The organism is Mycobacterium sp. (assembly GCF_019247615.1).
GTDB lineage: Bacteria > Actinomycetota > Actinomycetes > Mycobacteriales > Mycobacteriaceae > Mycobacterium.
This window is the reverse complement of record NZ_JAFBAT010000294.1, coordinates 1-18,975: the sequence shown is the minus strand read 5'-3', so window position 1 is coordinate 18,975 and position 18,975 is coordinate 1. Positions and strand designations below refer to the sequence as shown.

General features: G+C 67.5%; 17 protein-coding genes. 8 read left to right on the top strand and 9 right to left on the bottom strand.

Annotation, left to right across the window (positions count from 1 at the left end; genetic code table 11):
* Positions 1-93: 93 nt before the first annotated feature.
* Both JO059_RS20585 and JO059_RS20580 read right to left on the bottom strand, forming a co-directional pair.
* Positions 94-978 carry an SDR family oxidoreductase gene (locus JO059_RS20585; RefSeq protein ID WP_293322145.1) on the bottom strand — a complete coding sequence of 295 codons (885 nt, stop codon included), beginning with the start codon at positions 976-978 and terminating at the stop codon, positions 94-96.
* Positions 975-1,577, bottom strand: a complete 603-nt coding sequence (locus tag JO059_RS20580) for a TetR/AcrR family transcriptional regulator (RefSeq protein ID WP_293322143.1) — start codon at positions 1,575-1,577, stop codon at positions 975-977. The genes JO059_RS20585 and JO059_RS20580 overlap by 4 nt, the downstream gene beginning before the upstream one ends.
* A gap of 45 nt (positions 1,578-1,622) precedes the next feature.
* On the opposite strand from JO059_RS20580, the gene JO059_RS20575 reads away from it, so the two are divergent.
* The 3 genes from JO059_RS20575 (at position 1,623) to JO059_RS20565 (ending at position 5,311) form a co-directional block, all read left to right on the top strand.
* The gene (locus JO059_RS20575) at positions 1,623-2,759 is read left to right on the top strand and encodes a phosphotransferase family protein (protein ID WP_293322141.1); all 1,137 of its coding nucleotides are present in this window, start codon (positions 1,623-1,625) and stop codon (positions 2,757-2,759) included.
* On the top strand, positions 2,759-3,883 hold the full coding sequence (locus tag JO059_RS20570; RefSeq protein ID WP_293322139.1) for a hypothetical protein: 1,125 nt from the start codon (positions 2,759-2,761) through the stop codon (positions 3,881-3,883). The genes JO059_RS20575 and JO059_RS20570 overlap by 1 nt, the downstream gene beginning before the upstream one ends.
* A gap of 81 nt (positions 3,884-3,964) precedes the next feature.
* Positions 3,965-5,311: a flavin monoamine oxidase family protein gene (locus tag JO059_RS20565; protein ID WP_293322136.1), complete on the top strand. Its 1,347-nt coding sequence runs from the start codon at positions 3,965-3,967 to the stop codon at positions 5,309-5,311.
* Here the strand turns inward: JO059_RS20565 and JO059_RS20560 are convergent.
* Positions 5,306-6,271, bottom strand: coding sequence for an alpha/beta hydrolase (locus tag JO059_RS20560; protein WP_293322134.1), 966 nt, complete (start codon positions 6,269-6,271; stop codon positions 5,306-5,308). The two genes, JO059_RS20565 and JO059_RS20560, sit on opposite strands and share 6 nt — an antisense overlap.
* Positions 6,272-6,468: 197 nt before the next feature.
* On the opposite strand from JO059_RS20560, the gene JO059_RS20555 reads away from it, so the two are divergent.
* On the top strand, positions 6,469-7,764 hold the full coding sequence (locus JO059_RS20555; RefSeq protein WP_293322150.1) for an FAD-dependent oxidoreductase: 1,296 nt from the start codon (positions 6,469-6,471) through the stop codon (positions 7,762-7,764).
* On the opposite strand, the gene JO059_RS20550 is transcribed toward JO059_RS20555, so the two are convergent.
* Both JO059_RS20550 and JO059_RS20545 read right to left on the bottom strand, forming a co-directional pair.
* Entirely contained in the window at positions 7,715-8,656 is a 942-nt protein-coding gene (locus tag JO059_RS20550) for a helix-turn-helix transcriptional regulator (protein ID WP_293322147.1), read from the bottom strand. The two genes, JO059_RS20555 and JO059_RS20550, sit on opposite strands and share 50 nt — an antisense overlap.
* A 232-nt stretch (positions 8,657-8,888) precedes the next feature.
* Entirely contained in the window at positions 8,889-10,079 is a 1,191-nt protein-coding gene (locus JO059_RS20545) for a glycosyltransferase (protein WP_293322131.1), read from the bottom strand.
* A 167-nt stretch (positions 10,080-10,246) separates the two neighbouring features.
* Here JO059_RS20545 and JO059_RS20540 point away from each other — a divergent pair, with 167 nt between their 5' ends.
* Positions 10,247-11,344, top strand: coding sequence for a chemotaxis protein CheB (locus JO059_RS20540; RefSeq protein WP_293322128.1), 1,098 nt, complete (start codon positions 10,247-10,249; stop codon positions 11,342-11,344).
* Here JO059_RS20540 and JO059_RS20535 read toward each other — a convergent pair.
* From JO059_RS20535 to JO059_RS20525, 3 genes are read right to left on the bottom strand one after another with little or no spacing between them, the layout of a single operon-like run.
* Complete coding sequence (locus JO059_RS20535; RefSeq protein ID WP_293322125.1) at positions 11,341-13,185, bottom strand: CheR family methyltransferase; 1,845 nt, start codon at positions 13,183-13,185, stop codon at positions 11,341-11,343. The two genes, JO059_RS20540 and JO059_RS20535, sit on opposite strands and share 4 nt — an antisense overlap.
* A 54-nt stretch (positions 13,186-13,239) precedes the next feature.
* Entirely contained in the window at positions 13,240-13,998 is a 759-nt protein-coding gene (locus JO059_RS20530; RefSeq protein WP_293322122.1) for an STAS domain-containing protein, read from the bottom strand.
* Positions 13,991-15,007: a chemotaxis protein CheB gene (locus tag JO059_RS20525; RefSeq protein WP_293322120.1), complete on the bottom strand. Its 1,017-nt coding sequence runs from the start codon at positions 15,005-15,007 to the stop codon at positions 13,991-13,993. Before JO059_RS20525 ends, JO059_RS20530 begins: the two co-directional genes overlap by 8 nt.
* 120 nt (positions 15,008-15,127) lie before the next feature.
* Here JO059_RS20525 and JO059_RS20520 point away from each other — a divergent pair, with 120 nt between their 5' ends.
* Together JO059_RS20520 and JO059_RS20515 are read left to right on the top strand one after the other, a co-directional pair.
* Positions 15,128-17,233: a catalase gene (locus tag JO059_RS20520; RefSeq protein ID WP_293322118.1), complete on the top strand. Its 2,106-nt coding sequence runs from the start codon at positions 15,128-15,130 to the stop codon at positions 17,231-17,233.
* A gap of 85 nt (positions 17,234-17,318) precedes the next feature.
* Complete coding sequence (locus JO059_RS20515; protein ID WP_293322116.1) at positions 17,319-17,576, top strand: Rho termination factor N-terminal domain-containing protein; 258 nt, start codon at positions 17,319-17,321, stop codon at positions 17,574-17,576.
* A 9-nt stretch (positions 17,577-17,585) separates the two neighbouring features.
* Here JO059_RS20515 and JO059_RS20510 read toward each other — a convergent pair whose 3' ends face one another.
* Positions 17,586-18,137, bottom strand: a complete 552-nt coding sequence (locus tag JO059_RS20510) for a nucleotidyltransferase (protein WP_293322113.1) — start codon at positions 18,135-18,137, stop codon at positions 17,586-17,588.
* 221 nt (positions 18,138-18,358) lie between these two features.
* Between JO059_RS20510 and JO059_RS20505 the strand changes: the two genes are divergently transcribed.
* The coding region (locus JO059_RS20505) for an acyl-CoA dehydrogenase family protein (RefSeq protein ID WP_293322111.1) at positions 18,359-18,975 on the top strand (617 nt) is incomplete at its 3' end.

The following is an 18,975-nucleotide window of genomic DNA, read 5'->3' as shown; positions in this document are numbered from 1 at the left end:
CGGCCCACCACGAATCAACCAAGCCCACCACCGGCGAACAACTGCTGCGCGAAGACCCCGACCCGCCCGATGCGCAGGAAGATTGAGCGTGGGCTAGTGCAGGGCGAACGGCCGGAAGCTGCCGTCGAGCACCTGCAGGTGACCGATGGTGCGGCCGGTGACAGCGGCGGGGTCCACGAACGCCAATTCCACAGCGGCCCTTGCGAATTCGTCCTCCGGAGCGGTGTCGACGAATTCTCGGGCATAATAGGCCAGCCCCGGGGTGAGGATTGGTTTCGACGGCGACAACGCGTTCACCGCGATGTTGTGGTCGGCGAGATCGTAGGCCGCGCACTGCGTGAGATGTTCGAGCGCCGCCTTGGATCCGCCGTAACCCGGCAGCACTCCCCCGCTGCGGTCAGGATAGGGTCCGTCGCCGGGCATCCGTGACGCGACCGAGGTGATGTTGATGATCGAGCCGCCGCCCGCCTCGATCATGTCGGGGCACACCAATTGCATCAGCTCGTAAGCCGCGAACACCGCGATGTCGAAGTGCCGGCGAAACGCGTGCAACGGCGTGCTGACGAAGCCGGGCCAGCCGGGCTTGCCGCCGCCCGCATCGGGCGCGCCCGCCGCCCTTGCCGGCCTGGCCTGCTGCGGCTGGCCGGGCGCCGGCGGTCGACCGGGCGCGGTGAACGCGGCGTTGTTGACCAGAATAGTTATGGGGCCCAACACATCTCGCGCCTCAGCCACCAGCCGGGCGACATCGTCGCGATTGGTCAGGTCGGCCCTGATCGCCATGGCCCTCCCGCCCGCCTCCTCGATCTCGGTGACCGTCTCACCGATCGTTCCGGGCAACCGGTCGTCCCATACCTGTTCGGTGCGGCCGACGACGGCGACCGCCGCACCCTCCGCGGCAAGGCCGCGCGAGATGGCCCGGCCCAAACCGCGACTGCCCCCGGTGACGATCGCCGCCCGTCCGGCCAGTCGCGGATTCACCCCGTCACCCCGTGCACGACGATGGCGGTGGTCTGCTCCACCCACATGTCGTCCAGCTCTTCCTCCGGGCGCAGCAGCATCCGCAGCATCGTCGCCCCCCCAATCAACTCGATCAATCGGTCCGGGTCCACTTCCGGATGAGCTTCGCCCCGGTCGACAGCCGCCCGCAGCCGCTGCCGTACCGCGGTGAACACATCGGCGAAGCGCGACATCACCCGTGCGTTGAGGGCGGGATCGGCCGTCATGTCCGCCACCAGCCCCGGCAACGCGGCGCGCACCACCGGGGTGGTGAACACATCGCGAGTGGCCGCGATCATCATCCGCACGTCGGCGGCGATGTCGCCGGCCGGAGTCTGCAGCGCGGTGGGCGCCGTCGGGAAAGCCGCCTCGTGCACCAGTTCGGCCTTGCTCGACCACCGGCGGTACAGCGCCGATTTGGTGGTGCCGGCGCGGTCAGCGACCGCGGCCAGGCTCACGTTCGAATATCCGATCTCCACAAGCAGTTCCGCGGTCGCCGACAGGATCGCGGAGTCAATCCGCGGATCCCGCGGGCGGCCGGCGCCCGGGGCCTTGTCAAGGGCGGATGGGTCTGCTTTCATAACGCTACTTACCGTATCGTAATTGCCTCGACCAAGGGGGCTCCTGTGGCCACCGAACCCGCGCTCGGCAATGTCGAGCGACTTCAGCGCTCCAGCCGCGATGTCACGACCGTGCCCGCGGCGATCTCCCAATGGCTGTCGACCGTGCTTCCCGGCGGTGCCAGACCCGAGGTGACGGTCGAAAGCGGCGTCGACTCGACGGGCATGTCGTCGGAGACCATCATTCTCTCTGCCCGCTGGCAGCAAGACGGACGGCCGGTCACCGAAAAGCTGGTGGCCCGGGTCGCCCCGACCGCCGGGGACGTGCAGGTCTTCCCCTCCTATCGGCTCGACCACCAATTCGAGGTGATGCGGATGGTCGGCGAACTCACCGACGTCCCCGTCCCGCGGGTGCGGTGGCTCGAGGCCACCGGTGACGTCCTCGGCACACCGTTCTTCGTGATGGACTACGTCGACGGCGCGGTCCCGCCCGACGTCATGCCCTACACGTTCGGAGGCAATTGGTTCGCCGACGCCTCCGCCGACCAGCAGCGGGCACTGCAGGACAGCACCGTTGGCGTGCTGGCCGCGCTGCATTCAATCCCCAACGCGCAGAACACCTTCGCCTTTTTGTCCGAAGGCCCTGACGGCGGAACCGCGCTGCGCAGGCACTTCGATTGGGTGCGGTCGTGGTACGAGTTCGCCGTGCCCGATATCGGCCGATCACCGCTGCTGGAGCGGACTTTCGAATGGCTGGAGAAAAACTGGCCGCAACAAGCGGAGGCGAGTGAGCCCGTGCTGCTGTGGGGCGATGCCCGCGTGGGCAACGTGTTGTACCGGGACTTCCGGCCGGTGGCGGTGCTGGACTGGGAGATGGTCACACTGGGCCCGCGCGAACTGGACGTCGCGTGGATGATCTACGCGCACATGGTCTTTCAGGAGCTCGCCGCCCTCGCGGCGCTTCCGGGCCTGCCGGACGTGATGCGGGAAGAAGACGTCCGGGCCACCTATCGACGACTCACCGGTGTCGACGTGGGTGACCTGGGCTGGTTCTACGCCTACTGCGGGGTGATGTGGGCTTGCGTGTTCATGCGCACCGGGGCCCGCCGGGTACACTTCGGCGAGACCGAGAAACCCGACGACGTCGAGTCGCTGTTCTACCACGCCGGATTGATGAAACGGCTCATCGGAGAGGAGCGCTAATGGCGCAAATGCTCGGCCCGCTCGACGAGTTCCCGATACACCAGATTCCCCAGCCGGTCCTGTCGCCCGGCTCGTCGGACCGCAACTTCTACGACCGCTCCTACTTCAACGCCCACGACCGCACCGGCGACATCTTCCTCATCAGCGGCATTGGCTACTACGCCAACCTGGGGGTCAAGGACGCTTTCGTGCTCATCAGGCGCGGCGATGTCCAGACCGCAGTGCATCTCTCCGACGCGATCGACCCCGACCGGCTCAACCAGCATGTCAACGGCTACCGGATCGAGGTCGTCGAACCGCTGCGCAAGCTGCGGCTGATCCTCGAGGAAACCGAAGGCATCGCAGCCGATCTCACCTGGGAAGGTTTGTTCGACGTCATCCAGGAGCAGCCGCACATCCTGCGGACCGGTAACCGGGTGACGCTGAAGGCACAGCGCTTTGCCCAGCTCGGTACGTGGCGCGGTCGCATCGCCGTCGACGGGGAGGAGATCGCCGTCGACCCCGCGACGTGGCTCGGCAGCCGGGACCGATCCTGGGGCATCCGCCCGATCGGCGAGCCCGAGCCCCCGGGACGGCCCGCCGACCCGCCATTCGAAGGCATGTGGTGGCTGTACATGCCGATGGCATTCGACGAATTCGCCGTCGTGCTGATCATCCAGGAGCACCCCAATGGCTTCCGTTCGCTCAACGACTGCACCCGTGTCTGGCGGGACGGCCGTGTCGAGCAGCTCGGCTGGCCGCGGGTCACCACGCGCTACCGTTCCGGAACCCGGATCCCGACCGGCGCGACGATCGAGGCCACCACGCGCGACGGCACCCCGGTTCACTTCGACGTGGAATCCAAGCTCGAGGTGCCCATCCACGTCGGCGGCGGCTACGGCGGCGATGCGGACTGGCTGCACGGCATGTGGAAGGGCGAGAAGTTCGTCGAACGGCTCACCTACGACATGGCGGACCCGACGATCATCGCGCGGTCCGGCTTCGGTGTGATCGACCACGTCGGCCGCGCGTTGTGCCGCGACGGAGACGGCGATCCGGTCGAGGGCTGGGGGCTCTACGAGCACGGCGCGCTGGGCCGCCACGACCCGTCGGGCTTCAAGGACTGGTTGACCGTCGCACCCTGACTTGTCTTCTCGAACGTCGACTCGTCCGGTCATTTCAGCCGATTGCGCGCAACAAGTCCACCTTCGGCATTAAATACTGTTGTGCCGAAGCCGCCCCGGGTCGTCGACGTTGTCGTGGTCGGCGCCGGCTTCGCCGGGTTGGCCGCCGCCCGCGAGCTCACCCGACAGGGCCATGAAGTGCTGGTGTTCGAGGGCCGCGACCGGGTTGGCGGGCGCTCATTCACCGGCAGCGTCGCAGGGTTGCCCGCAGATCTGGGCGGCACCTTCGTCGGGCCGACCCAAGACGCCGTGCTGGCCCTGGCGGCCGAGCTGGATGTGCCGACCACCCCGACCCACCACCACGGCAAGAACGTCATCCACTGGCGCGGTTGGCCCCGTCCGTACCACGGCACCATCCCCAAGATTTCGCTGACCGGGTTGCTCGACATCGGCCGGCTGCGTTGGCAATTCGACAGGATTGCTCGCAGCGTCCCCGTGGCGGCGCCCTGGGAGGCGCGCCGCGCCCGCGAGCTGGACAGCATGTCGCTCGGCGGGTGGCTGCGCTCGGTGCGCGCCACGGACACCTCGCGCGACCTGATGGCGATCGTGGCGCGGGTGACCTGGGGGTGCGAACCCGACGAGGTATCGATGCTGCACGCCGCGCGCTACACGCACGCCGCCGGCGGCCTGGACCGGCTGCTCGACGTCGAGAACGGGGCCCAGCAAGACCACTTCCCCGGCGGAACCCAGCAAATCGCCGAGGCCGCCGCGGCCGAACTGGGCGCACGCGTCGTGCTGGGCGCCCCCGTTCGCCAGATCGAGCGGCACGGCGCCGGGGTCACCGTCACCACCGACGTCGCCTCGGCCGAGGCCGGCTTCGTCATTGTCGCGATCCCGCCGGCCCATCGGACGTCGATCGAGTTCTCTCCCCCGCTACCGGTGCAGTACGAGCAACTCGCCGAGCATTGGCCGCAGGGCCGGCTCAGCAAGGCCTATGCCGCCTACGAGACGCCGTTCTGGCGGGCCAACGGGCTCTCCGGTCAGGCGCTGTCCGACCGGGGCCCAGTGTTCATCACCTTCGACGTCAGCCCACACGCCGACGGGCCGGGCATCCTGATGGGCTTCGTCGATGCCCGCGAGTTCGACTCGCTTCCCCCCGAACAGCGCCGCCGCGAGACGCTGCGCTGCTTCGCGTCGCTGTTTGGTGACGAGGCGCTCATGCCCCTTGATTACGTCGACCAGCGTTGGAGTGCCGAAGTTTTCGCGCCGGGCGGTCCCACCGCGGCGGTACCACCAGGCTCCTGGACCCGCTTCGGGCCGTGGCTGCGGGCCCCGGTCGGGCCGATTCATTGGGCGGGCACCGAGACCGCCGACGAGTGGACCGGATTTCTCGACGGCGCTGTCCGGTCCGGTCAGCGGGCGGCCGCCGAGATCACTGCCCTGCTATGAGCTGATGCGGTTCAGCCGCACGTCGCGGGTCACCGATTCGACGAGTGCCCGCAGGTGCCGGTTCACCGCGCGGGGCTGCTCGAGCATCGAGCAGTGCCCGCCGGGAAGCTCGACGAGGCCGACGACGTTGGGCGCGGTGTGCGCGATCCTGCGGGACTGGCTGATCGGTGTCAGCCGGTCGCGTTCACTCCCGATAACCAGCGTCGGGACGGTCAAACCGTCCAAGGCCAGATACCTCGAACCCAGCGCATCGACCAACATCTTCGCGCAGCCCCCGCGCGCGGCGGGCGAGGTCTGCGCGAACAGCTCATAGACCATGCGCGCCGCGCTCGGGTCGGCGTCCCTTCCGACCGCGAGCATCCCCACCATGTAGCGGCTGGGAATCCGGGCGGCCGACGGCAGGGGCAACCCGCCGAACGCGTTGATGAGGCCGCGCGCGGCCAACACGCGCGCCGGCGAGAACTCGCGCGGTACCGAGAACAGTTTCACCTCGCGCACCAAGTCGCCGGTGGTGGTGTTGATCAGCGCGACGGCGTCGGCGCGCCGGCGGACCTTGTCCCGGTAGTGCGCCGACCAGGCGGCGATGGCGATGCCGCCCATCGAGTGCCCGGCCAGCACCGCGCGCTCGCCCGGCGCCAACGTTGCCTCGAGCACCGAATCCAGGTCGGCCGCAAGATGTTCGAGACTGTAGCCGCGACGCCGCGGAACGCCGCTTCGGCCATGGCCGCGATGGTCGAAGGCGATCACCCGATAATCGGCGGCCAGGTCCGCGATCTGGTGCGCCCAGGCGCGGATCGCGCAGGTGATGCCGTGGCTGAGCACAATCGGATAGCCGTGCGACGGCCCGTAGACCTCCGCATGCAGCGCAGTTCCATCCGGGGAGCGCACGGTGAGGGTGTGGGCCGGTGACAGCGCGTCGGGAAGCTGCTCGGTAGTGCGAGCCAATTGCGTAGCACTCATCAACACTCCCCTCCAACACGGCCACGTTGCCGCCTAAGGATGCAGGGGAGTTTAACGCGCGCTCAATGACGAGCGGGCCGTATTCGGCCCACTAAACGCTGAGAATTTCAGGACGGTCGTGCAATAACATGACAGCCGTGTCCCCGATCTCCCGTCGGGAGTTTTTCGCGGCGGCGACGAGCGCGTTCGGCGGCTCACTGGCGGTCTCCTGCGGGCCGGCTCGCCGACCGTCTCCGAACGCCAAGTCGGTGCTGGTCGTGGGCGCCGGCATGGCGGGCCTGTCCGCCGCCCGCAGCCTGGCAGATGCCGGGTGGTCGGTGCGGGTCATCGAGGCCCGCGATCGCATCGGCGGCCGGGTGTACACCGACCGTGGCTGGGGCGTCCCCCTCGAGATGGGCGCGTCCTGGATAAGCGGAACGTCGGACAACCCGCTGATGGAGCTTGCGCGCAGGGCGCAGGCGCAGCTCATACCGACCGACTATTACGGGTGGGCCAAGCTCGCTGTCGACCCGCGACTGCAGCCGCTGGACTACGACCCAGAAACCTGGCGAAGGTTCGTGCAACGCGCGCGCGACCAGGTCGACGGGGGCAGCCTCGGTGCGGCCGTCGACGCCGCGGCGACCGGTGAAGAGCTGTCCGACTCCGATCGTGCCCAACTCGCGTTCTATCTCACCACCGAGATTGCGGACGAGTACGCCGCGGATGCAAACCAGTTGTCCGCCACCACTTTTGACGACGGGGAGTATGCCGCCGGCGATCAAGACGTCGTCGCGAACGGCTACGACGCCCTGCCGCGGCTGCTCGCCAACGGGCTCGAGATCGTGCTGAATACGGCCGTTACCGCGATCACGCGCCACGACAACTTCGTCGTCGTGCGGGCCGGAAACCACGCATTCGAGGGGGCCGCCGCAATCGTCACCGCACCCCTCGGGGTGTTGAAATCCGGTGCCATCGCCTTCGACCCTCCCCTGCCCGACGGACACGCCCATGCCGTGAGCGCACTGGGATTCGGCGTGCTGTCCAAGACCTACTTCCGCTTCAACCGGCGGAGCTGGAAGGCGGAGAACGCTTTTTACCAATACCTCGGTGCCGGGCCCGGCCTTTGGGCGCAGTGGTTCACGTTACCGAGCGCCGCGGGCCCAATCGTGTTGGCGTTCAACGCCGCTGAGCGCGGCCGGTCGGTGGAGTCATCCTCGCCCACGGACCTGATGACCAGCGCACTGCCGATAGCGAGGCAACTGTTCGGGAACGACGTTTATCCGGTCGAGGTCCGAACATCAAACTGGACGAGAGACCCATACGCGCGTGGCACCTACTCATTTCACGCACCGGGGTCTGGCCTGGACGATCGGCGACGGCTGCAGGAACCGATCGGTGACCGGCTTTACCTGGCCGGTGAAGCCGTGGGGGCCGATAATCCGGCCACGGTGACCGGCGCGGTGGTCAGCGGCCGATACGCCGCGGGCCAGTTGATGCACCGGTTGAGTGGGTGACCGCTCCCTGTCTGAGGGTGGTGTGTGGGCTCTGGCCGTAGGTCTGTCGATACAGCACCGCGAACCGGCCGGTGTGTGCAAATCCCCAGCGCTGCGCGATCTCGGTGACGGTGGTGTTGGATCGGTCACCGGCAACGAGTTGTTGATGCGCGCGATGCAGCCGCAACCGACGCATGTACTCGGTCGGAGTGGTATCGAGCCGGCGCCGGAAGAGGTACTGGACCGCCCGTGGGGTCAGATGCACCGCGGCCGCGATGTCGTTGATGTTGGTGTCGGCGTCATGGTGGTGGATGAAGGCCACCGCGTCTTTGAGCGTGTCCGGGAGTGCCGGGTCGCTGGGCAGGTCCTGGTCGGTGAAATTCGACGGATAGCACTCGAGTAGCGCCCCGGCCACCAACGAGGCCAACGCCGCGACGATCAGCGGTTGGTGGCCGGTGTCCGCGGCGGCCAACGTTGCGGTCACGTAGTCCAACGCCCGGTGCCAGGCGCACACAGCGCCGTGCGAGCGTGGACGCCAACTGAGGAACCGGATCGGCTGCGACATCGGCGGTTGCCGGCTGGCGGCGACGTCGTGCAGCGCCTCCGCCGCGATGGTGACGACTTCGAACCGGGCCCCGCTGACCCGCAGCGCACAAGACATGCCGTGGGCTACCAGCAACGGGCCATCCAGGTCCGGGAATCGAGCGCCACTGACGGTCAACGATCCCGCACGAGGTTGGATGACGACGACAGTGTCGGCGGGTGGTATGTCGAAGCACAGCCGACCCTGGACCACTACCTCGTCGACGACGATCGAGCCGGTGTCGCTGCGCCGATGGGTGAGGGCCTGGCGACCCGAAAGCTCGGTGACCCGCCAGCCCGGACGGTAGGCCCCGGCGAAGAACTGGCGCATGGCATCCGGTTCGGCGGTGTGGAATTGCTCGTATCGCAGTGTCGCCGCGCTGTGCCGGTGCGCGTCATAGTCCGCCGCGGGGTGGCGGGCGGCGCGGAGGTCGGCTTGGACGGCGTCGAGTTCGCCACCTGACGCGACGACGACGTCGGTTCCCGGGTGGTCGCTGATGCTGGCCATCGTAGTCATAGCGGGGGTAGTCATAGCGGGCCGCCGCGGTGGGCGCCGAGCGCCTTCACGATTCCATCACCGGGGCCCGCATCGCCGGCAATTCTGCCGAATGCGCACGTTCCGGGTCGAGCTGCCGATAGATGTTCAGCGAGTCGAGCGCGATCCGGTCCCAGGTGAACCGCGACACCGCGCGGCTTCGACCGGCCGCACCCATGCTTTGGCAGTAAAAGCCCTGCGTCAGAAGGTTTCTCAAGCCGGCAGCCAATGCGGCGGGACTTTGTTGCGCGAGCACGACCCCGGTGACGGCGTCCACCACGACGTCCGTGAGTACACCGACGGGCAGCGCCAACACCGCCACCCCACAGGCCATGGCCCGCAACACCGAATCGGCGCGCGGCGGCTGGCGCGGGGTGCACGCGACCACGTCCGCAGAGCGCAACAGCACCGGCAGTTCGTCATCGCCGACCGTGCCCGCGAAGCGCACTCGATCCGCAACGCCCAGCTCGGCGGCGAGACGTTTGAGCCGGGCCCGGGCCTCGTCGTAGCCGCGATCGCGCGCGGCGGTTTCCGCGACGACGAGCTCCGTGCCGACGACTCTGGGCAGCGCGCGAATTGCGATGTCGATCCCGCTGGGCCACAGGGGATTCGGCGCCAGGCACAGAACACGATGACGGCCGTCACGGGCGCCCGCCGGCCCCACCGGGTTGTACCGCTCGATGTCGACGCCGCTGCCGAGGCTGCACACTCGCGTCCGACCGCGGCGTAATCGCGCCAGAGCGTCGACATCGGCGGTGCACTCGCCGGTCACCCACGTCGCCCCACGCGCCAAGAGCCGCTCTATCCGTTGGCGTTCGATCTCTTCGTGCGGGTCGTCAACGCGCCATGGAGCCGACGTCGACGCCAGGCCCAGGAACGTCTGCACGGTCAATATCCGTTGCCGTCTCGCGGCCAGTTGGGCGGCCAAACCGCCCAGCCAGCCATACGCGTGCACCACGTCGGGTCGATCCGATGACCATGCGCGTTCGAGCGCGGCCGCCCACTCCCCGACGTATGGGAGCACCGCCGGCGGCGACTCCACCGCGCGCGGACCGATGCGTGCCGACACGACACGATAGCCCGGGCTCGCCGGGCCGGCCCTCCGATCCGGTCGCCGCATGTAGGCGGTCGCCTCATGCCCTCGCGCCGCCAGCGCGGCGCAAAGCCAAAGCGGATCGTCGCCCTGGACGTCGTCACCGCTTACCGTCGCGATCTTCATGGGCACTCCATTCGATTGCGCGGACCGGGTCGTCCCCACAAGCATCTACCCGGCTCACTATCGACGAAACGCCAATAGGCCCGTGGTTCTTCGCCGCCGGCGCAATGTTTCGCATATCGGATATCGCGGGCTGTCTTGTGGCCGCCGCCTGGCGGACACTTGTCGGTATGGCGAGACGGTCTGGCGGCCCGGCTGGCGGTAGCAGCCGGGAGCGTCGAGATTGCCGTAATGGCTGGGAATCGGGGGCCAACCACGACCGTGGCGGCAATCTCGACGGCGCTGTCGAAAAGTCGCACCACCCGGTGATCGAGCTGGTGACTTTGCTGGCGTCGGCAGGCGGATTGGAAGCCGTGTCCATCGTCTTGCGTGACCTGCCAACGAAGTTCCCGGCCGCGGTGGTTGTGCAGCAACACCTCGGCGGTCTGAGCAGCGTGCTGCCGACAATCCTAAGCAGGCAAACGCCCCATCGCGTCGGCTGGGCACGAGACGGGGAGGCTCTCGCGCCGGGCCAGGTGTTCGTAGGCCCACCCGGCAAATACCTGGAACTGACGCCGGACGGCAGGTGTCGCCTGCGGGGAATCGAGGCGCTGGCAGAGCGGCGGTTCGACGTGCTGCTGGCGTCGGTGGCCAGGTCGTACGGAGCCCGGAGCGTTGCGGTGGTTTTGTCGGGCTCCGGACAGGACGGCGCCGTCGGCACCGTCGCGATGACGCGGGCTGGCGGCATCGTCATCGCGCAGAGCCCGGAGACCGCCCTGTACTCCTCGATGCCGATCGCCGCCGCGCGGGCGGGCGCCACTGTGGTGTTGCCGATCTACGAGATCGGCCAAGCCCTGGCCGACATCGTCGGGGGTGCGCCGCCGCCCGGGTGCCAATGGCAGGAAAATCGTTGGATTGCAAACACTTCGGTGATACCGGCCCGCGCCGCCGGCGGTGGCGATAGCGGCACCCCCGCAGCAGGGACGTCGATGGAACCCGGCATTTCGAGCGACGTGGAGCCCGGCGGCGTTGCCTGGCTGTCGCCGACCGGTGCCGCGAACACCACGGCCGCCCGCGCAGAGATGGCTCGCCGGCGCGCCGCCGAACTACGGCGCAGACGCCGGGACCTGTCGGCCGGACTGGGCGCCACGCCGCAGACCGTTATGGTGGCGCGCCGCCGGGCCGCGGAGTCATTGCGCCGTGCCCAACTGGCTCACCGAGCGGCCCGCCAAGCGGCGAAGGGGGCGGCCGCCCGGCGGGACGGTGACTATCGAGCCGCGCTCGACTAGTCCAAAACCTCCATGAGCAACAGCGCCCCGCCCACCGCGCCGTCGCTCGTGCGGAACGACGAACACGTGACGCGCACCCGGGTCCGGCGGCCGCGCCGGTTGACCGCCTCCACCTGCGTTTCGCCTGAGTTTTCCCGATCGACGAAGGCGCTGCCGATCAAGGGCAGCACGGTGTCCATCGGCAGCCCGATGTCCAGGCTGGTCAACTTGGAGCCCGCCGTCTCGTCGGCCCGCAGGCCCCAGAGGTTTTCGCATCCGCGATTCCAGACCACGACCCGCATCTCGCGGTCGACGACCAGCATTCCCGGCTGGACCGAGTTGACGAGCGAGTTCAGGAAGTTCTTCGCGTCGTCCAGTTCCAGGCTGCGCTCGCGCAGGGTGTCGTTGATGGTGTGGAGTTCGTCGTTGGTGGACTGCAACTCTTCGTTCATCGTCTCGAGCTCTTCGTTCGTGGACTGCAGCTCTTCGTTGGTGGTCTCGAGCTCCTCCACGGTGGATTGCAATTCTTCGTTGGTGGTCTCGAGCTCTTCGTTGGTCGACTGCAGCTCTTCGTAGGCCGCCTCGAGCTGGTGGTTCGTCTGGACCACCTTGTCGAGCAGGGCACGCGTCGCGGTCACATCGAAGAACACGATCGACACGCCGAGCAGGCCGTTCTCGGCGTCGACGAGCGGATTGACATGGATCTCGAAAAACACCGTGTCGGCGCCGGGCCGCTGCCATTTAACGTCCGGGATCCGTGTCGACCGTCGCTCCACCTTGGCCTGTTCGAGGTAGGCGCGCAGCTCCACCGGCCGGTAGGACACCTCGAGATCGCGCAGGAGACGGCCAATGTCGCGCGCCGAGAGGCCGAAGACGGCTTCCGCCTGCTGGTTGATCATCGCGACGGTGTCATCGCCGGTGATCACGATCTGCGCTACGGGGCTTGCGCGGAAAGCCAAGTCGCGCAACGTGGTCAGGCCCGGCAGGTCGGCGTGACGGTCATAGAACGCGGCCGCCGGGTCGTACCGCTCCGCGATCGCGTGCAGCCCGGCGACTTTGCGAAAGATCCGGTTCTTGAGGTTCAACGGCACAAAGCGGTCACTGCGGCTCAACAGCATCTCGGCGTGGCCGAGGAACAGCGTGCCCTGGGGAGCCAGCGCGAAATGAAAGCGCCCCACCACGATTCGCTGGGTCTCGGCGTTGAGGTACATCAGGGTGTTGCGACACACCAGCAGATCGATGCGCGAAATGGGCGCATCCTTGACCAGGTCATTACGGCCGAAGATGACCGCGCGGCGCAGATCCTTGTGGAAAACGTAGCGACTGTTGACCTGTTCGAAGTAGCGGGCCAACAGTTCCGGCGGTACCCCCTCGACCGCCTTGGCGTCGTAGGACGCGGCCCGCGCCTTGGTCAGCGCCTCCTCGTCGATGTCGGTCGCGTAGATCTTGACGCGCTGCCGGAACGCATCGGGCCCCATCGTCTCGGCCAGCAGCATGGCCAGCGTGTAGGCCTCCTGCCCGGAGGCACATCCGGCGCTCCACACCCGGATGGGGTCGCCGGGCCCGCGCTCGGCCAGGATCCGCGGAATGACCTCGGCGCTGACGAAATCCCAAGCCTCGGAGTCGCGGAAGAATGCGGTGACGTTGATCAGGATGGTGTTGAAGAGCGACGCGAACTCATCCGAGCTGGCCTGTAGAACGTCCAGGTACTCCTCGAAGGTGGAATATCCGGCTTGATCCATCCGGTGACGGACCCGGCGCATCAATGAGGTCCGTTTGTATCCCGTGAAGTCGAAGCCGCGGGAATCCCGCATATAGCGCAACAAGGCCTCGAAGGCCTCGTCGGTGGTGGCGTCGTCCATCAAGGTCCCGTTCGCAAAAGCGTTCGCTGTCGGCCTTGAACACTACTCGCGGCGCTATAGCTGGTTTTCGCGACCGACCACAGCCCACACAGTCTTGCCCGAGGGCATCGGGGTGGCACCCCAGGCTCGGCAAAGCGCGGAGACGATCGCCAGACCGGACACGATCTCGGCACCGGAATCGGCGTCTTCATGTCGGCCCGGCAGCCGGTCGCTGCCGTCCTCGACCGCGATCGTGACGGCGTCCCGACTGAGTTCGACGATCAGCACGGGTGCGCTGTGGGTGTGGTCGAGGACATTTTCGACGAAGACGGTCGCCACCGTGGCCGCGACCGGAATCAGCTCAGCCCTGCCCCATCCGGTGAGCCAATCGTGGACCATGGCACGCGCCACGCCGACGCTGACCCTGGTGAGCGGAAGCGCGCTGCGCGCCCGTCGCCGCGTGGGGAACGGCTGGTCGCTGAGCGCATCCAGCGCCGACTCGACGGTGGGGTACACCGGCACATATCGGGTGATACCGCCGGCGGTGATCGCCCGCCGAGCCTCCGGTCGCGCGCACACCAAGATGATCGGCACGTCCGGCCAGACGCTGACGTGCCAACGCGCGCTGGTGAATACCGACCAGGCCGAGGCGGAAGGCACGCAGAGGCGGTTGACGTCGACGATCACCCCGCGCGCCGCGTCCAGGGCGGCCTTGATGACGGCGTCGCGGACGGTGCGATACGTCAAGCTGTCCAGCACGCCGCCCGCCTCCAGGATCGGCACATCCTGCTGAGGTTGGGCGTAGATCCGGATCGCCGGCCCGAGTTCATCCATCGGCATCACCTCTGACGGGACTGCGGGCCGCCAACCGGTCGCTCAGCACGGTCAGCGCCCGTTCGCTTTCCTCGGCCAGTGTGACGTAGCGCCGAGAAAGCAGGCCTGGCCCGGCTCTGTGGGCAAGCTGGCGGGCCAGTTTGGCCTTCTCCTGCAGGCTGCGCACCGCGACCCATAGGGCGCTCTCGACCTCGTCGTCGCGCGCGGCCAGCAGGGCCTCGGCCGTCCAGGCGTGACCGACACGGCACCGGAAGTGGCCCTCGCTGATCGACGTGAGCGACCCGTTGCAGTCCGGGCACGTATACCCCGACGGCGCACCCAATTGTTCGGTGTCTAATTCGGTAGAAAACCGCGACGTCATGGCAATGCGGTTCTCGAACTCCATCGCGTCGTCGCTCTCCATCTCGCGATCCTCTATCTCTCGGTGCGACAGCTCCTTGAGGAGCGCCCCGACGCCGCTCGCGGTGACCTGGCGATCGACGGCGCCGACCCTCAGCGCGTTTTTCGGCAGCGCCGGGAACAACGCATCCTCGGGTGACTGCGCGATCGTGGTACCGCCGCACGAGCGGATGGCCCCCAATCCCAGCACGCCGTCGTCGAGCACACCCGAGAGCAACACGCCGATCGCCCGCGGTCCGAAGGCGACCGCGACCGAGCGGAACAACGCGTTGATCGCGGGCCGATGGCCGTTCTCGGTGGGCCCTTGTGAGAGCACCACGCCATGGTCTGCGACGAGCAGGTGGTGGTCCGGGATCCCCACGTAGATCTGGCCCGCCCGTAGCGGTGCGCGATGTTCGGGGGTGACCGCGGGCAGGGGGCCGCTGCGATCGAGGATGCGGGCCAGGATGCTCGGCGCGCCGGCCGGGATGTGCAGCACCACCAAGTACGCATACGGCGCATCCGGCGAGAGGCCCGCGACCAGACGTGTCAGTGCCTCGACCCCTCCCGCCGAGGCGCCGATCGCCACCACACCGCACAGGCCGTCAGCGTTGGTCGCGTCAATCACCACCCTCGACTACCCATATCAACGGTACGCAACCGCACGGGAAGTGGACAGGTCTCGATTGGTCGTTTCGCAGCAGCGGGGCGGTGGTAACCGCCAACTGATCACCAACAGATAAGGAGTGGCATGGGCGCCGACCAGTCCGATCCGAAACAGCGCGATCTCGAGCCGTCGCGGGTCCGTCGGGACACCGGATACCTGACGACCCAGCAAGGCGTCAGGGTCGATCACACCGACGATTCGCTGACCGCCGGCGAGCGGGGGCCCACACTGCTGGAGGACTTCCACGCCCGGGAGAAACTCACCCACTTCGACCATGAGCGCATCCCCGAGCGTGTGGTGCACGCGCGCGGGGCCGGCGCGTACGGCTTCTTCGAACCGTACGACGACTGGCTGGCCGAGTACACCGCCGCGAAATTCCTCACGACGCCGGGCACCCGTACTCCCGTGTTCGTGCGGTTCTCCACCGTGGCAGGCTCTCGCGGTTCGGCCGACACCGTGCGCGATGTGCGCGGTTTTGCCACCAAGTTCTACACCGCACAGGGAAATTACGACCTGGTGGGCAACAACTTTCCGGTCTTCTTCATCCAGGACGGCATCAAGTTTCCCGACTTCGTCCACGCGGTAAAACCGGAGCCGCACAACGAGATTCCGCAGGCCGCCTCGGCACATGACACGCTGTGGGACTTCGTCTCGCTGCAGCCGGAGACGCTGCACGCAATCATGTGGCTGATGTCGGACCGCGCACTTCCGCGCAGCTACCGCATGATGGAGGGTTTCGGGGTGCACACCTTCCGGCTGGTAAACGACCGCGGCGAAGGCACCTTCGTGAAGTTTCATTGGAAGCCGCGGCTGGGTGTGCACTCCCTGGTATGGGACGAATGTCAGAAGATCGCCGGCAAAGACCCCGACTACAACCGCCGGGACTTGTGGGAGGCCATCGAGTCCGGCCAGTATCCCGAATGGGAGCTCGGGGTGCAGCTCGTCGCCGAGACCGACGAGTTCGCGTTCGACTTCGACCTTCTGGATGCGACGAAACTCATTCCTGAGGAACAGGTTCCGGTGCGTCCGGTCGGTAAGATGGTGCTCAACCGCAACCCCGACAACTTCTTCGCCGAAACCGAGCAGGTGGCATTCCACACCGCCAACGTGGTGCCGGGCATCGACTTCACCAACGATCCGCTGCTGCAGTTCCGTAACTTCTCCTACCTCGATACTCAGCTGATCCGGCTCGGCGGGCCGAACTTCGCCCAACTGCCGGTCAATCGTCCGGTGGCCGACGTGCGGACCAACCAGCAAGACGGCTACGGACAACACGTGATTCCCCAGGGCCGGTCCAGTTACTACAAGAACACCATCGGCGGCGGCTGTCCCGCTCTGGCCAATGACGACGTTTTCCGGCATTACACGCAGCGCGTCGACGGCGCGACGATCCGCAAGCGCGCCAAGTCATTCGAGAATCACTACAGCCAGGCTCGGATGTTCTGGAAGAGCATGTCGCCGGTCGAGGCCGAACACATCGTCGCGGCGTTCGCCTTCGAACTCGGCAAGGTCGAAGTGCCCGACATCCGTTCGGCGGTGGTGGCGCAACTCGCGCGCGTCGACCACGAGCTGGCCAGCCAGGTGGCGAGGAAGCTTGGCCTTCCCGCACCGCCCGACGAAGCGGTTGACGGCGCAGTGGCGGCGTCGCCGGCGCTGTCCCAAATCCGCGGCGGTGACACGATTACAACGCGCAGAGTCGCTGTGCTGGCCGCCGACGGTGTGGATGTCGTTGGGACGCGACGCTTCAAGGAGCTCATGGAACAGCGCGGCGCGGTGGTCGAAGTCCTGGCGCCCGTCGCCGGAGGCACCCTGCGCGGCGGTTCCGGCGGAGAGCTCCCCGTGGACCGGGCATTCACCACCATGGCGTCCGTGCTGTACGACGCGGTCGTGGTGGCGTGCGGGCCGGATTCGGTGTCGACGCTTTCCCGGGACGGCTACGCGGTGCACTTCGTGATCGAGGCGTACAAGCACCTCAAGCCGATCGGCGCCTACGGCGCCGGCATCGACCTGCTGCGCGCCGCACACATCGAGAGCCGCCTCGCCGACGACACCGCAGTCGTCACCGACCAGTCGGTGGTGACGACCACGGCGGCCGCCGACGAGCTGCCGGCCGAATTCGTCGAGGAATTCGCCTCCGCGCTGGCCCAACACCGCTGCTGGCAACGCCAAACCGACCCCGTTCCGGCATAGCGCTTGCGGGGTTGCACCTTGTTTTGACAGCAGCCGCGCGGGGCATCCAGCCAACGACCTCTCAGCATGCACAGGAGGATGAATCATGCCACGGTCGTCGATAAAGAACGAGAAGCTGTACCAGGATTTGCGCAAGAAGGGCGATTCAAAAGAGAAGGCCGCGAGAATCTCCAATGCGGCCGCCGGCCAGGGCAAGTCGTCGGTCGCACGTAAGGGCGGCAAGTCCGGGTCATACCAGGACTGGACGGTCGCTCAATTGAAGAAGCGCGCCAAAGAGCTTGGCATCTCCGGGTATTCGGGTCTGACGAAGGACAAATTGGTCTCCAAGCTGCGCAACCACTGAGCGGCGCGGTCAGCCGGTGAGGCCCAGGCGGTCGGCAAGCACCAGGAACGAGACCGCGTAGTCGTTGTCCGCGGTCTGGGCCTTGATGGTCTCCCAGTCCAGCCGTTCGCGGACCGCGCGAACGGCTGGAAGCAGCGTCGCGAAGTCGCAGTGGTGCTCATTGAGGGAGCGCAATCGTTGGATCATCACCGCGGTGGGCGGGAGCACGGGCATCGCGATCGCCAACACATCGCGCTGTTCGGCGCACTCCAGCATCGTCTGGTCTACCCGGATGCCGTTGATGTGGTGCAGCACGTCCACGACGGTGTCGCCGGCGCAGGCCTTGAACAGCCAGTCCTCCGGCGGGTGTTCGATCGCGAATCCGGCGTCGGCGAGGGTGACCTCGGCACTCGCCACGTCGGCCTCGGTGACCACGAGATCCACATCGTGGCTCGGTTCGGGCGCACCATACGCCCACAGTGCATAGCCGCCGGCGAGTGCGAAGGGCGGTCCGTTCTCCTTGAGCGCAGAGGCGGCGGTGCGCAACGCCTCTCGCAGCCGCGCGCAGTCGACGGGTTCCATGGTGCATAAGTCATACCCCGCGCCAAGCGGGGGCAACCTGGCGCATCTTGCGCGGCGTCGTTCGTCACCCGTTTAAGTGTCCGCAACATTGGCAAACCTTGTGTTATGTCAGCGCCGTCGTTGCCGACGCGCCGCGGGGTTGTCGTGGTTTCCGCGGGGGGCACATGCGGATCTGCTCACTGCCCAAGGCCGCTTGGGGGGTCGTTGGCGGGTGATCGCACGTGACGGCGGGGTTGGTGAAGCACTGGCTGGAATCAGGACGACTCGAATTGCCTTTGCCCGCTTCGGGACGTACCGCCGAACGCTGGCAACGTCTGGCGCGGTTGGCCGAGGACGACATTGCGGCGGCCCGAATCGCCGAGGCGCACGTCGACGCGGTCGCGATACTCGACGAACTGGGCGGCAAGCCCCCCGACTCCGGCCAGTTGTGGGGCGTATGGACCGCCGAGTCTGCCGACGCAACAGTGACCGCCACCGACTTGGACGGCGGGGCTAGCGCTCTCAATGGCACCAAGGTGTGGTGCTCGGGGGCCGGGTTCTGCACCCATGCGCTGGTGACGGCCCGCCTGGGCGACGGCAGACGGGGCCTGTTCGCGGTAACCGTCACCGAACCCGCCGTGAAAGCTCTGCCCACGACGTGGTGGAACGTCGGGATGGCCGGCAGCGACACCCGGGCGGTGCAGTTCCACAACGCCCCCGCGGTGGCGGTGGGAGACGCCGACTCCTACCTCCATCGGCCCGGCTTCTGGCACGGGGCTATCGGCGTGGCCGCTTGTTGGCTCGGCGGCGCGCGCAGGGTCGCGGAGCCGCTATACCGCTGCGCGCGAAGCCAATCCGC